At 34.2% G+C, this 15,086-nt stretch carries 14 protein-coding genes and 1 other RNA gene; 11 read left to right on the top strand and 4 right to left on the bottom strand.

Annotated elements, in window-relative coordinates:
* The first annotated feature begins 301 nt into the window (after nt 1–301).
* The 10 genes from G4D61_RS12650 to arfA all read left to right on the top strand — a co-directional run bounded on the left by G4D61_RS12650 (nt 302) and on the right by arfA (nt 11,598).
* A complete protein-coding gene (locus G4D61_RS12650) occupies nt 302–2,386 on the top strand; it encodes a methyl-accepting chemotaxis protein (protein ID WP_025731250.1) in 2,085 nt (694 codons plus the stop codon).
* Nucleotides 2,387–2,963: 577 nt separating this feature from the next.
* Entirely contained in the window at nt 2,964–3,914 is a 951-nt protein-coding gene (locus G4D61_RS17990; RefSeq protein ID WP_205603277.1) for an alpha-L-arabinofuranosidase family protein, read from the top strand.
* A 32-nt stretch (nt 3,915–3,946) separates the two neighbouring features.
* Nucleotides 3,947–4,465, top strand: a complete 519-nt coding sequence (locus tag G4D61_RS17985) for an alpha-L-arabinofuranosidase C-terminal domain-containing protein (RefSeq protein WP_340139775.1) — start codon at nt 3,947–3,949, stop codon at nt 4,463–4,465.
* Nucleotides 4,466–4,493: 28 nt separating this feature from the next.
* Nucleotides 4,494–5,768, top strand: a complete 1,275-nt coding sequence (locus G4D61_RS12640; protein WP_025731251.1) for an ABC transporter substrate-binding protein — start codon at nt 4,494–4,496, stop codon at nt 5,766–5,768.
* Nucleotides 5,769–5,864: 96 nt separating this feature from the next.
* On the top strand, nt 5,865–6,773 hold the full coding sequence (locus G4D61_RS12635) for a carbohydrate ABC transporter permease (protein ID WP_163174103.1): 909 nt from the start codon (nt 5,865–5,867) through the stop codon (nt 6,771–6,773).
* Between the two features lie 11 nt (nt 6,774–6,784).
* Nucleotides 6,785–7,609 (top strand): carbohydrate ABC transporter permease, encoded by an 825-nt coding sequence (locus G4D61_RS12630; protein WP_025731253.1) that lies wholly within the window; start codon nt 6,785–6,787, stop codon nt 7,607–7,609.
* Nucleotides 7,610–7,638: 29 nt separating this feature from the next.
* Entirely contained in the window at nt 7,639–8,271 is a 633-nt protein-coding gene (locus G4D61_RS12625) for a DUF624 domain-containing protein (protein ID WP_163174101.1), read from the top strand.
* Complete coding sequence (locus G4D61_RS12620; protein ID WP_163174099.1) at nt 8,249–9,736, top strand: alpha-N-arabinofuranosidase; 1,488 nt, start codon at nt 8,249–8,251, stop codon at nt 9,734–9,736. The genes G4D61_RS12625 and G4D61_RS12620 overlap by 23 nt, the downstream gene beginning before the upstream one ends.
* 54 nt (nt 9,737–9,790) lie before the next feature.
* Nucleotides 9,791–10,033: a DUF6171 family protein gene (locus tag G4D61_RS12615; protein ID WP_163174097.1), complete on the top strand. Its 243-nt coding sequence runs from the start codon at nt 9,791–9,793 to the stop codon at nt 10,031–10,033.
* Nucleotides 10,034–10,089: 56 nt separating this feature from the next.
* Nucleotides 10,090–11,598, top strand: coding sequence for an arabinosylfuranosidase ArfA (gene arfA / locus G4D61_RS12610; protein WP_035356193.1), 1,509 nt, complete (start codon nt 10,090–10,092; stop codon nt 11,596–11,598).
* Nucleotides 11,599–11,766: 168 nt separating this feature from the next.
* On the opposite strand, the gene G4D61_RS12605 is transcribed toward arfA, so the two are convergent.
* From G4D61_RS12605 to G4D61_RS12595, 3 genes are all read right to left on the bottom strand, one after another.
* Nucleotides 11,767–12,591: a thermonuclease family protein gene (locus G4D61_RS12605; RefSeq protein WP_025731258.1), complete on the bottom strand. Its 825-nt coding sequence runs from the start codon at nt 12,589–12,591 to the stop codon at nt 11,767–11,769.
* Nucleotides 12,592–12,659: 68 nt separating this feature from the next.
* A non-coding RNA gene (gene ssrS / locus G4D61_RS12600) (6S RNA) lies at nt 12,660–12,853 on the bottom strand.
* 133 nt (nt 12,854–12,986) lie between these two features.
* Nucleotides 12,987–13,676 carry an MgtC/SapB family protein gene (locus G4D61_RS12595; protein WP_163174147.1) on the bottom strand — a complete coding sequence of 230 codons (690 nt, stop codon included), beginning with the start codon at nt 13,674–13,676 and terminating at the stop codon, nt 12,987–12,989.
* 270 nt (nt 13,677–13,946) lie between these two features.
* On the opposite strand from G4D61_RS12595, the gene G4D61_RS18630 reads away from it, so the two are divergent.
* On the top strand, nt 13,947–14,258 hold the full coding sequence (locus tag G4D61_RS18630) for an EamA family transporter (RefSeq protein WP_025731260.1): 312 nt from the start codon (nt 13,947–13,949) through the stop codon (nt 14,256–14,258).
* A 284-nt stretch (nt 14,259–14,542) separates the two neighbouring features.
* Here the strand turns inward: G4D61_RS18630 and G4D61_RS12585 are convergent, their stop codons facing one another.
* Nucleotides 14,543–14,698: a hypothetical protein gene (locus G4D61_RS12585; protein ID WP_155918531.1), complete on the bottom strand. Its 156-nt coding sequence runs from the start codon at nt 14,696–14,698 to the stop codon at nt 14,543–14,545.
* Nucleotides 14,699–15,086 lie beyond the last annotated feature (388 nt).

Below are 15,086 nucleotides of genomic sequence, written 5' to 3'. Positions count from 1 at the left end.
TTCAATATCTTGTATTGAATACATTTAATTCTATCGGATTCAGCATTTTTTTGCAAGTGCCGAATAAGCTGATTTTTTGTCAAAAAATAGTCCCGGAGTCTATTTTACACCATGAAACACAATGATATTAAATGGAATGACTGCAAAATAAATTTTAAAAATAGTTTGGAAACTTAATTACCGAGAAAAATTCCTTTATGAAATTGAATAGATGACGATATAATAAAAAAGTTGGACAAAAAAGGACGATTGATGGTACCTTTCGTCTATTAAAATTACTCATCTGGGGAGAGGGACATAAATGGAAGAAAATAATATGACAAAAAGGCGATTTTCTATTCGGTATAAATGGAGTGTTTTTATTTGTACCGCTATTCTCATTTCTTTATTAAGTACAGTCGCATTTACATACTTTACAATTAGTGGAATATTAAAAAAAGATGACCGTACGCAAAATGAAACGAATGCTAGTCAAGCAGCAGAGCAAATTAATCTTGAATTGAAAGGTTATAAAGATTCGGTTGAACAACTAGCAGATTTAGTTTCAACAGATTTAAGCCGTAAGCAATCGATGGCAAATGTTGAAGCAACAATACATACCATTCAGAAAAACAATAAAGCACTAGTTGCTGCATATTATATGGATTGGAACACCGGGAAGCTCCATATATCACCATATGCAAAATTTGATATGGATGTGCGGGATACTAGAACGTATAAGCAACTAAAAGCAAATCCAGAAACCCAATGGATGGATGTATATAAAGATAAGGTTACAGGGAAGATTATGACATCTATCGTAACTCCTGTCATGTACAAAGGAAAGATGGTTGGTGCTGTAGGATATGATATTGACTTATCTACTATTGGCCAAGCACGGAAAAAATTTGAAAAGGATACAGCATCACATCTAGCAATTTTAGATGCGCAAGGTGTAGTTGTAACCTCATTTATAAACGGAGCGGACGGAAAAAATATTAAACCGTCCAATAGCGGAAAGGTAGAGGGTGTTAAAGATATCGAATCTTCCTCTAAACTCCGTTCGCAGTTTAAATGGGTTGAGGATGCTTATAAGAAACAGTCAGGCGAATATACGTTAACATGGGCTGGAACAAAGTATAATTTATATTCAACGACGATTCCTACTGTCAATTGGAAAGTTGTTTCATTCAATCCACAGAAAGAAATCCAAGTACAATTAAATAAAGTTCAAATGACTGGATTGTACTCAATTATAATCGGATTAATGATCGGGTTGATATGTGCATTTTTCTTAGCAAGTAGATTAACAAAGATCATTACAAATTTGCGAAAAACGCTGGCAAAAACGGCAAAAGGGGATTTGGTTACAGAATTTGTTATTCACTCCAATGATGAATTTGGGGATCTTTCAAAAAGCTACAATGAAATGCTGCATCATATGAGAAATTTAATTATAAATGTAGGGAAAAATATTTATTCCGTTAATGAAACAACATCTAATTTAAAAATGAGTACTTCCGAAAATGAAACGGCTATTTCAGAAGTCTCTAAAGCTATTGAAGAAATTGCCGTAGGAGCGGAAAATCAATCTGATCGAATTGATCGGGGTTCTTCTATTATCCAAGAATTGAGCACCGAAATTGAAAAATTATTTAATCAATCTAATGCGATTGCAGCTGAAGTTGACGAAGCTACAGGGCGCACGCAATTGGGAACTGAAAGAGTAAAGGATCTGCAAACTTCCTACCACCAATTAGAAGAGGCGTTCCAGCATGTAACAAATATGATTGAGCAACTAAATGAAAAATCGAAATCTATTTCAGATGTTACAGGTGTAATTAATCAAATCGCTGAACAAACCAACTTACTCTCCTTAAATGCATCAATTGAAGCAGCGCGTGCCGGAGAGTCTGGCAAAGGATTTGCAGTAGTAGCAAATGAAGTACGAAACTTAGCGGAAAGATCAAAAGAATCAACAAACCATATTCAACAGATCATTAACAATGTTCTTGAAGATACTGCTGAATTAGTTAATGTAATGAAAAAGACAAATGATATTAGCCATAATCAAAAAGAGGCAGTGACAAGTGTTAGTCAGGCAATGAAAGAGTTAAAAACATCATTGGATACGATGTTACATTCAATTAAAGAGGAAACAGTTTCTATTCAATCTATTGAAGAGCAGAAGCAGCTCGTGATCAAAATGATTGAAGATATAGCAGAGGTGTCTCAGGAAACAGCTGCTTCAACTGAAGAAATTTCATCTAGTATGGAAGAACAAGCGGCATTATCAAGTGAATTGGCAAGACACACCGTACATTTGTCGCAGCTAACAGAAAATTTACAGAACGAAATTGGAGAGTTTAAAGTAACAGGTATTACTAAAAATAACCGTGCGGAATAATGCATATATAATGAAAGAATGTAAAATCTAGCTGCGTTGTTGTATATGACTAGTTGAGATAAGAGACCTTTCGAGTTTGCTCGAAGGGTCTTTCTTTTTTCTACGAAACTAATTTTTACTAATTGCTTTAATGAAAGTAAGAAGAGTTCATTGATTTATGAGATTCTCTTTAAGGCTGCAAATAGACGTAAATATGATAAAACATGTACGTACAAATTAAAGGAATTTAATTTCACTTGTATAATTTTTTAGGAAGATATTGTGGAATTGTATCGAAAAATGTATTAATAACACATGTTAATTTAGGGGATAGCTCACGAACGTACGATTAAATAAATTGTAAGATCACCTAAAATAATTAATTTTTTATATGTTCGTACAATTTAGAAAAATTAATTGACATGTACGAATGACTATAATAAACTATTGAATAAACAAAGAATACGCTTTCAAAAAAGACGCCCCCTTAGTTGTTGAAAATTTTCAAAACTGAATTCAGCTCATTTAAGTTTGAGAAAGTATTGTGTATTACGGTTTGAAGTATAAATACCAATTGGATTTTCAAAGGAGGGAAGAGATGAAAGAAGCGAAACTTATAGTAAATAAAGACTTTGTGATTGGAGAAATCGATAAGCGTTTATATGGATCTTTTGTAGAGCATATGAGGCGGGTCGTATATACAGGAATATACGAGCCTACACACCCACTAGCTGACAAACAAGGATTCAGAACAGATGTTATCGATTTATTAAAAGAATTAAATATACCGATTATCCGATATCCAGGAGGAAATTTTGTTTCAGGTTATGATTGGACTGATGGAATAGGACCTGTTGAGAAAAGACCAACAAGATTAGAATTAGCATGGAAAGTCCATGAGACAAATGAAGTAGGAATAGATGAATTTGTAGACTGGACAAAAAAAGTAAATACAGAGCTAATGGCTGCCGTCAATTTAGGAACTGGATTTGCAAAAGAAGCAGGAAATATGGTGGAATACTGTAATCATAGCGGTGGAACATATTGGAGTGATTTAAGAAAGGCATTTGGTCATAAACAACCCCATCATATAAAATTATGGTGTCTTGGAAACGAAATGGACGGTCCATGGCAAATTAACCATTTAACTGCAGATGATTATGGAAAAAAAGCAAAAGAAACAGCCAAAATTATGAAATGGGTGGATCCATCGATTGAACTAGTTGCGTGTGGAAGTTCTGATCCTGCTCTTGCATCTTTTCCAGACTGGGATCGAGTTGTATTAGAAAATACTTATGAAGATATTGAGTATTTATCCATTCATAGGTATTACTTCTATGAGAATAACATTCTTGATTATTTATATTCTTATATCGACATGAATAACTATATTAAAAGTATTGTTTCAACAATTGATTTTGTGAAGGCAAAGAAAAGAACTAAAAAAACCGTTCACATATCATTTGATGAATATAACGTTGTGAACCCTGTTATAAATCAAACGATCGACACAATGCGGAATGGGAGAAACCAAAAGGAGAAAGCGTAGCAGCTCTCATTGATTTGTTAGCTCTGGCAGGGATGATATGCGCATTAATGAATAATTCTGACCGAGTTAAAATTGCGTGCCAAGCATTGTTAATCAATGAAGGAGGTTTGATTAATGTTCAGGAGGGTGGAAGTTCTATTAAACAGGGCACATTTCTTCTATTTAGAGAATTAATTAAACACGGAAATGGAAGCGCTTTATACACGAGAATAGAATCTGCTAAAGCTGAATCTAACAAATATGGAGACGTGCCAATCGTTTATGGATCGGCAATTTATAATCAAAAAGATAAAAAGGTCACTTTCTTTTTACTAAATTATAGTATGGATGATGATGTAAAAGTTGACATCAATTTACAATCATTCGGTAAATTATTGCCAATAGAGCATGCGATATTAGAAGGAAACGATTTGTTCGCCGGAAATACGTATGACGAACCTGAAAAAATTATATTAAAAAAGACCAGTATAGATTTTAGTAATGATTCTAACTTTCATTTTATCTTGCCGAAACTATCTTGGAACATGATTCAATTTAGTCATTTAAATTAGAAACCAACATAAAGAAAGGGTGTCTAAAATGAAACACATAAAAAAAGCCTTTGTATTGATGTTTGTTCTAGCATTTGTTCTGTCTTTAACGGCTTGTGGCAGCAGCAAACAAACTTCAGGAACTAGCAAAGATGGAACGATTACACTTACGTTTTGGAATGGGTTTACAGCTTCGGACGGTGAAATTTTACAAGGAATCGTGAACCGATTCAACAAAACAAATGATCAACATATCAAAATAAAAATGGATGTTATGACTTGGGCGAACTTTAATGAGAAATTACCACCAGCAATTTCCTCCAAAACCGCACCAGATTTTGTACTTATGAATTATGGGGATTTCGCATCTTATGTTGCTAATGGGGCTGTACAACCTTTGGATGATTTTTGGAAATACAAAGGCGTTAATAAGAGTGACTTTAGCCAAACAGCTTTGAAACTAGGAAAAATCGATGGAAAGCAATATTTTATTCCTATGCAGGTACAAGGAATGTATTTGTATTGGAATAAGGATTTATTTAAGAAAGCTGGGCTAGATCCAAATAAGCCGCCTAGAACATGGGATGAATTAGTTACAATGGCTAAAAAGTTGACTGATCCATCTAAGAAAGTATATGGATTTGCTTTCCCGACTGATGGAAATGCTATTTTATACAATTGGATGCTAGCTAATAAAGGAAGTCTAACAAATAGTAACTACTCTAAATCGACCTTTAATTCTAAAGCAAATTTGGAAGTTTTAAATACAATCCAAAAACTTGTATATAAGGACAAATCTTCACCGCAATCAATCTCTGGGGCTGAAGCTGATAACTTAATGAACTCTGGTCAGTTAGCCATGTATATGAACGGTCCATGGTTAAATAATGGACTCAAGAAAAATGAAATCAATTATGGTGTTACAACTATTCCAGAAGGAAAGGCTGGGAAAACCGCAATTCTTGATGGAGTAGGATTTGCAATTCCGTCAAGCACTGACGAAAGTAAAAAAGAAGCAATTTATGAATTCATTAAGTACTGGAATACAACTAAAATCGGAAAAGAATGGAGTACTAAAAATGGCTTTCCTCCGTATCTAAAGAGTGTTTCTAATGATCCAGAAATTAAGAAAAATCATATTGTTTCTGAGTTAGGTAAACAAGTGAAATATGCTAAACCGTTTATGAGTGGATCAACAAAAACGGCAACAATTAATAATGATATTATTAATCCATTGCTTGAGAAGCTATTTAGTGGAGCAGATCCGAAGAAATTATTAAAAGATGCTGACAAAAATATCAATGAAAAATTATCCGAGAATTAATATTTAATGACATTAAAAGAGTAAACAACATTTTCAGTTGTGCATGGATAACCGTATTCATACGATTATCCATGCACAAAAATGAGGAGGATTCGAATGAATGCCAGATTAAAAAGTCTAGGAGCTTATTGGAATAGACCTAACCATGCTGCATATTTGTTTATATTACCATCATTTCTAATCCTCATCTTATTCGTTTTTGTTCCATTGATCGGAACGTTTATTCTCGGATTTTTCGATATCAATATTTTTTTCACAAATACAAAGTATGTAGGGTTAGAGAATTTTATAACGTTTTTTCATGATTCTCGTGCATTGAACGCTTTTAAAAACACGTTATATTTTACAATTCTGGAAACGCCAGTACAAGTTGTTGTCGGATTGATTATGGCAGCATTATTGGCGAAAAATACAGTTTTTAATAAATTTTCAAGATCAATTTATTTTATACCTGTTGTCTGTTCTTTAACATCTATTGGTATTATTTGGTCTATGTTGCTCGATCCAAACATCGGAGCAATACCATATTTGCTATCTAAATTTGGAATGCCGACACCGCAGTTTTTCCGCGATCCTCACCAAGCTATGCCGACAATTGTTGCTTTAACCGTTTGGAAAAATTTTGGGGTAACTATGATGATATTAATGGCTGGTATTCAGGGTATTTCACAATCCTATTATGAGTCAGCTGAAATTGACGGTGCAACGAAATTTCAACAGTTCTATAAAATTACAATTCCTCAAATACTACCATCGTTAGGTTTCTGTATACTTACAAATTTAATAGGTTCTTTACAGGTATTCGATCAAGTGTATATTACGACAAATGGAGGGCCGGAATTTAAAACAGAGACTGCAGTACAATATATATACAGTAGAGGTTTTTCAGCGCCATATCAATTAGGCTATGCTTCTGCCATTTCCGCAATTTTATTTATACTTATAGCCATTCTTGCGATAAGTACAAATTATTATCTTAATAGAAAAGAGAAACAATTAGGATAAGGGGGGGTATCATGAAAAAGCTAACGATTGGAAATATCAGTTATAAAATTTTTATGGTAATTGTTTTAATTATTATTATCTTCCCGTTTTTTTGGTTATTGGTTTCTTCATTCAAAATGGAAAAAGATATTATTTCTTATCCACCTAAAATATTTGCAGATAAATATACATTTGAGAATTACTTAAAGGTTTGGACAACGATTCCATTACTAAGTTACATCAAAAATACAATCATTTTTGCTGGTGGAGTTGTTATTACATCTGTTTTTTTCGATTCATTAGCAGCGTATGCTTTTGCGCGAATGAATTTTAAAGGGAAAAATATATTGTTTTATTTAGTTTTACTTACGATGATGATCCCTTTTCAAGTTTTTATGATTCCTCTTTTTATAGAGATTAACAAAATGAGTTTATTAGATTCCTATATCGGACTGATTTTGCCTAGAATGACCAGTGCCTTCGGAATTTTTATGATGAGATCGTTTTTTGTTTCATTACCAAAAGATTTGGAAGAGGCAGCCAGAGTTGATGGACTAAATGAATTTAAGATTTTTTATAAAATCATGCTGCCATTATGTAAGCCTGCTCTTTTAACCCTTGGCATATTTACATTAATGAACAACTGGAATGATCTACTTTATCCCCTTTTATTAACGAGTAAAACAGAAATGAGAACGTTGCCAGCTGGTTTAGCATTGTTTACAGGACAACATATATCTTTTTATGGTCCTGTAATGGCGGGGACTGTTATTTCAATGATTCCATTATTATTAGTATATATATTTGCACAAAAATATTTTGTACAGGGAGTTGTAATGTCTGGAATGAAAGAATAATTGTTGATCTGAAAAAGGGGTGAAGATAATTGAACTGGATTAATAGTAAATTTTATGGGAATTTACTGATTTTCACCAATTATATTTTACTTAGTTTACTCTGGATTATTTGCTGTCTACCCGTTATGACAATTTTTGCGGCAACGACCTCAATGTTCTCTGTTGTTAAAAATTGGAGGAACGGTGGTGATGAAAGAATTTTATCCGAATTTTTCGGGGCTATGAAAAAATCCATTTTCCAAAAAATCTTAATTAATTTCATTTTTATTTTGTTTTTTATCGTAGTTTATGAAGACTTAACATTAATGACAAGTATACAATCATCTCTCTTGTTTTTAGGAATATCATTTATTCTGCTCTCAACTTTGTTAATGTTTAGTGTACTTGTTCATATCTTCAATATTTATATCCAGTTTGAAAAAATAAGTATCGTTATATTATTTAAAAATGCTTTATTAATTAGTGCTGCTCAATTCAAGTGGACGATAGCAGGTATAGCATTCTTATTATTATGTGCAATCACTGTATATGTGCTTCCTTTTTTATTATTTATAATAGGAAGCTTCGTAGCATTCGTTCTTATTAGTATAAGTGAAAGATCATTAAACAATATGGGATTAAAAGAAAGTGGTGGGGTGATTGAAAAATACAATAGTTATTAACACGGATATTGAAAAAGGAAAGATTAATAGAAATATTTATGGGCATTTTGCGGAGCATTTAGGCAGATGCATTTATGAGGGAATTTGGGTTGGAGAGGACGTAAATATTTCTCATACAAAAGGGATTCGGAATGACGTTTTAAACGCTCTGCAACAATTAAATATTCCTGTTCTCCGTTGGCCGGGAGGGTGCTTTGCTGATGAGTATCATTGGAAAGATGGCATAGGAACAAGAGAAGAACGAAAAAGAATAGTCAATACACATTGGGGAGGTGTAGTTGAAAATAATCATTTTGGCACACATGAATTTATGCTTTTATGTGAATTCCTTGGCTGTGAACCTTATATATGTGGAAATGTTGGTAGCGGGACGGTTCAAGAGATGTCGGAGTGGATTGAATATATGACATTCGATGGAGAATCACCCATGGCAAATTGGCGTAAAGAAAATGGGAGAACTGAACCGTGGCATTTAAAGTACTTTGGAGTAGGAAATGAAAATTGGGGATGCGGAGGACATATGCGCCCTGAATATTATGCAGATCTTTATCGACGCTATCAAACTTATGCAAGAAATTATGGTGAAAATCGTCTTTATAAAATTGCGGGCGGGCCTAATGTCGATGACTATAATTGGACAGAGATATTAATGAAACAAGCGGGAGCATTCATGGATGGATTAAGCTTGCATTATTATACGATTCCAGGAGATTTCTGGAAAGGAAAAGGATCAGCACTTAACTTCACTGAAGATGAATGGTTTATATCTATGAATAAAGCGCTTTATATGGATGAACTTATTACAAAGCACAGCACAATTATGGATCAATACGATCCTGAAAAAAGAGTAGGATTGATCATTGATGAATGGGGGACTTGGTTCGATGTTGAGCCTGGAACAAATCCAGGGTTTTTGTATCAGCAAAATACGATTAGAGATGCAGTGATTGCTGCGCTTCATTTTCATATATTCCATGAACATTGTGATCGCGTGCAAATGGCGAATATTGCTCAAACTGTAAATGTTTTGCAAGCGATGATTTTAACAGAGGGAGATAAAATGCTTAAAACCCCTACTTATCATGTGTTTGATCTTTTTAAAGTACATCAAGATGCAACATTATTAGCAATAGAATCAGATATTGAGATCATAAAGCGGGGTGAAATAGAAATACCGAAAGTAACAGTTTCAGCTTCAAAAGATGCAAGCGGGATATGCCATGTAAGTTTAGTAAATATTGATGTAGAAAATAGTGCGAATGTTGAATTATTTTTGCAAGGAATAGAGGGGAATCTAGAGCTTTCAGGAACGGTGCTAACAGCAACTGTTCAAAATGCGCATAATACATTTGATCAGCCGGAAAATGTAAGCCCCGCCGAATTTCGGCAATTTCAATTAGAAAACGATACGATTGATGTTCAACTGCCGCCGATGTCCATAACTATATTGAAGATAAACTCATGAGACGGGGCTTCTATATGATCCATCCTGTAATCGGTAATGTGTGGAGAGAGAAAAATGAAAAGATGTAAAGGCTGTCTAGAATCATTAGTCGTTTCTAAGAAAAAAATTCAACAGCTTATTAGTAATTATGCAGAAGACCAGTCAGTAATTGTATCGGGTGAAATTTACGAAAGTAGATTAAAGTTATGTCACGAATGTTCTTCTCTTATCAATGGAACAACTCGTCAATATTGCGGGTGTTTTGTTCAGTTTAAGGCTAAATTTCCAGATAAGCATTGTGCTCTTTCAGGAATTTGAAATGGTAAGAGTCTCTTAATCTTAAAAAATATGATCAGAATGAAAGGATGGACGGCATGAATATGAAAAAGGCTAAAATGATTTTAGAAAAGGATTTCAAAGTATCTGAGATTGATGAAAGGATTTATGGGTCTTTTATTGAGCATCTTGGCCGTGCTGTTTATGGCGGTATTTATGAGCCGGGTCATCAGCTAGCAGATGAGAATGGATTTCGAAAAGATGTCATTGAAATGGTAAAGGAACTGGGTGTTCCGTTAGTGCGTTACCCTGGTGGAAATTTTGTCTCTGGCTACAATTGGGAAGATGGTGTTGGACCTAGAGAACATAGACCGCGAAGACTTGATTTAGCATGGAGAACAACAGAGACAAATGAAATTGGGACGAATGAATTTATGCAATGGGCGAAGCTCGTCAATGCTGAAGTGAACATGGCAGTCAATTTAGGGACGCGTGGAATTGACGCTGCACGGAATTTAGTGGAATATTGCAATCACCCTTCAGGATCATATTATAGTGATCTACGTATTTCTCATGGTGTGAAAGAACCGTATAACATTAAAACATGGTGCCTTGGGAATGAAATGGATGGTCCTTGGCAAATTGGTCATAAAACAGCAGAAGAATATGGGAGAATTGCATGTGAAACAGCAAAGGTAATGAAATGGGTTGATCCTACAATTGAGTTAGTTGCATGCGGAAGTTCAAATCGTTCTATGCCTACTTTTGCTGAGTGGGAAGCGACTGTCCTCGATCATACTTATGAGCATGTAGATTATATTTCTCTCCATCAATATTATGGCAATCGAGATAACGATATTGCCAATTATTTAGCACAATCACTTGAGATGGATGATTTTATTCGTTCAGTGATTTCGATTGCGGACTATATTAAAGCGAAAAAACGAAGTAAGAAAACAATTAATCTATCATTTGATGAATGGAATATATGGTATCACTCAAATGAAGCTGATAAATTAATTGAACCATGGGCGATAGCTCCTCCGCAATTAGAGGATCATTATAATTTTGAGGACGCTTTATTGGTCGGATGCATGTTGATTACGATGCTTAAACATGTAGACAGATTGAAAATTGCATGTCTTGCACAATTAGTAAATGTCATTGCGCCGATCATGACAGAGGAGAATGGTGTAGCCTGGAAACAAACCATTTATTATCCATTTATGCACGCTTCGAAATATGGTCGTGGCATCGCATTAAACCCAATTATCTCTAGTCCTAAGTATGATAGTAAAGATTTTACAGATGTTTCTTATCTGGAGTCTACGGCAGTTTATAATGAAGAAAAAGAAGAATTGACGATCTTTGCAGTGAATAGGGATTTAGAGGAAGCGCTTCAAATGGAATGTAATATTCGTAATTTTGATGGATATCAATTAGTAGAGCATATTGTCCTTGAAAATGAAAATGTAAAGCAAACGAATGCAGCTAAGAAGGCAAATGTAGCCCCACATTCTAATGGAAATGCAGTATTAGAAAATGGAATCATCACAGCTCAAATACCTAAATTATCGTGGAATGTTATTCGTCTGGCAAAACGATAGACAGCATTTTAACAAGACCGCTTTTTTGAAAACGCTCTTTTATGAAAGATTTGTTTAAGAAATAGTTATTTCCGCGGGCTGTTTAGTAAGCCCGCGGAAATTATCGAATAAGTTGTTAGAAATCGGAATGATCTGGCACTTTATATAGATAACAAAAAAGTCTTCCAATTACCTGGAAGACCTTTCGCATGCGTAATGATCATGATCGCCGTCCATACTTGCTTGATAAGCAGGGCTGGAGCTTGGAACACCATTTGGATATTTCTTTCTCAACTCTGTGCAATTCCGAAAATATTCATTACTTCCTGTTTGATTCTGTTGTTTTGCTGAAGAAGATTGCGTTGTATTAGAATTGCTTTGATTGTCAGATGCGGATGATCCGCTATCAGAGGCACATCCGTTAAATCCTTTACTCGTTACGTAGCCTGGGCGGGACCAGATTTTTAAATGTTTATCCTCAGCCTTTTTTTCATCGGCATTGAATTGTGAGAGATATTTGTAAGGAGGATCATATATGTAAGCAACACGAGCATATCCCTCTTCTAATAACGATTCTTGAACAGATTTCCCATTTACAAATACATAGGCCAACAATCTTCCATACTTATCTCTTTTACTTCCATTATCAAATTCAATCGTTAATTTCCCACTTTTAACGAGTTGCTCGTTGCGGTAATATGCCTCTTTTGCGTATGGTTGTACACATGTGCCAACTTTTTTTGATTCAGGTGTATCAACTAATAAATATCGAACTGTTTCTTTTTTTCCATTGTACATAATTTTAATCGTGTCTCCATCTACGGCCGAGACAAGTGTAACAGGTATTTGTTTTCCATCTGCAGTATTAGAGACCGTATCCTCATTTGTATTTTGCTGTGCAGATTGTTGATTCGCACTTGAATTAGTAGTCGTTTGATGTTGTGTATGATTAAAAAATACTGAAAGAACAATTACGACAACAGCGCCAAGCAATCCTAGTATTCCTTTTTGCATAGTCTAAACTCCTTTTCCATACTCAAATAAAAAACCAGTTCTTTGTGAGAACTGGTTTTTGTAAGCTATGTATGGCCGCCTTTGCCGTAACTTGAGTAAGAAAGTTTTTAACCACACTCCTCAAAGTGGGTGCTCGCAAAAACGTTCTCGTCTGCCTCCTTGTCATTTAGACAGAGGTATGACAATCCAGTTTCGATGTAAAACTCCCTATAACAGCTTAAAGGTTAAAACTTTATTATCGTTACGTACAACGCAGCTTGTATTTATATATTACATATAATCAAATTTGAAATCAATAGTAAAGTTATCCTTATTTATCGGAACTATTATCCTCATATAAAAAAGCGATAAACGAATTACTTTATGACGGCAGAAGAACAAGATTACATATTATCTTAATTGATAATTTCTGTTCGCCTTACTTCGGGTATAGCTGTAATTTTTTGATAGATTTCGGTAGTAGATTGATAGGAATTTGTGCGAACTTTTAAATCTAATAGATGGGAGGTGTCATCCAAATCTTTAATTCTTGTTTGTTCAATGGTTATTTTATTTTGCTCAATCGATGAAATGACTTTATCTATCGAGCTTCTATCATATATGATTAATTTTATTTGTAAATCAGTATTATGGAAATGATTTCTCGCTATTTTTTTTAGCATATATGGAATGATTTCAACGCTGATTATAATTAAGATGACACCTACAACTGCTTCTATATAATAACCTGAGCCTACAGCAATCCCGATTCCGCTAGCTCCCCAAATCATCGCTGCAGTTGTAAGGCCAGTAATCGTATCGTTATCCTTCTTTAAAATGACACCTGCCCCTAAAAAACCAATTCCTGATACGATTTGTGCTGCTAATCTTAATGGGTCCATCGTGATTTGAATATAATTTGAGCCTTTAAAAAGATAAGCGGATTGTATCGATACAATTGTTAATAAGCAACTTATGATAGAAATGACAAGGCTTGTTTTTAATCCGAGAGGTTTTCTTTTTAGCTCTCGTTCTAGTCCAATAATTAACCCTAATATCGCTGATATTCCAAGCTTTAGAAAAATTTCAACATGTTCAAAATGCAACAAGTCAATTATTCACCTCATTTACTAGTCAAATAAATGCTTCGATATTAAAAAATAGTAATTATATTTTATCAAAGGCTTGATTTACTTAAAGGAGAAAATCATTTTGAATCCATACATAGCCCTAGTTGCAGGCGTTTTAGCCGTGACCACTTCTGCCATATTTGTGAAGTTAAGTACTGCTGATGTTGGAGTGATTGCATTTTATCGCTTTTTTCTCGATTATCTACCGCTGATTTTCTTATAAAATATGTGAAACAAGTTAGGAATATGCAAAAGAAGGATCTGCTACTATCTTGTATAGCGGGAGGGCTATCAGCCTTTCATTTTATCCTTTGGTTTGAATCGCTGAACTATACTTCGGTTGCAAGTTCAACAGTTCTTGTCACATTGCAGCCGATTTTTGCGTTCACAGGTACATATATAGTCTTTAAAGAAGCAATTTCCTTCAATTCAATTGTGTGGGGGACTGGCGATTTTGGGCAGTGCTTAGTTGGGGAGATTTCTATATTAGTGGGAAAGCGCTGCTGGGCGATATATTATCTCTTATTTCTTGTGCTCTCATTACAGGATATTGAATGATTGGACAATATATAAGAAAAAGAGAAGATCTTATTTCATACACATTCATCGTATATTTTTCCTCTACGATCTTTTTGTTTTTTTATGTTGTTTGTACGAAAGAATCGTTTTATCCTTATTCCTTTCGAAATTGGACCTATTTTCTGTTACTCGCTATTAGCTTATGTTTTCTTCCGGGAAAAAATCACTATGTTTCAGGCGATAGGAGGAACTACAATCCTATTAACTGTTTCTTATTATATGTTGAATGGTCGTATGTTAAAGCGACATCATAAAAAAACTGTTTATCCAATGAAGAGATAGGATAGACCGCTGAATAAGTAGGCAATGATGATAAAAGGAATAATGTTCGTTTGTTGCTTTTGCTTAATAATAAGAAACGAGTATAGAAATAGATAAAGAGCCATTAAAATTGTTAAAATAAAGGCAAGAATAGTCATGCAAACAAGCCTCCTTTTCATGAAAATCATTTTGATAAACAATATGAAATCATTACGTGAAACATGTATTTTTAGAAAGTAAGTTTCTTAACGTAAATGCAAAGTTTGCAATCTGATTACATTCTTTAAAAAAAATGTAAAAAACTATTGCATCAGAAAAAAATGCATGGTATATTAATATTCGTCCGATAGAGAGACAAACAACTTTAAAAAATAATTTTAAAAACTTGTTGACAATGATAAGTTACTTTGGTAAAATGAAAAAAGTGACTGTAAAAGGAATTGGTCCTTGAAAACTGAACAAAACGAAACGTCAATTTTTTTATGAGCTTATATCAAACATCTTTTTGGAGAGTTTGATCCTGGCTCAGGACGAACGCTGGCGGCG

Origin of the sequence: Heyndrickxia ginsengihumi, assembly GCF_011008565.1 — a bacterium.
GTDB lineage: Bacteria > Bacillota > Bacilli > Bacillales > Bacillaceae_C > Weizmannia > Weizmannia ginsengihumi.
The sequence above is the reverse complement of the archived record's forward strand: the minus strand, read 5'-3'. Positions and strand labels throughout refer to the sequence as shown.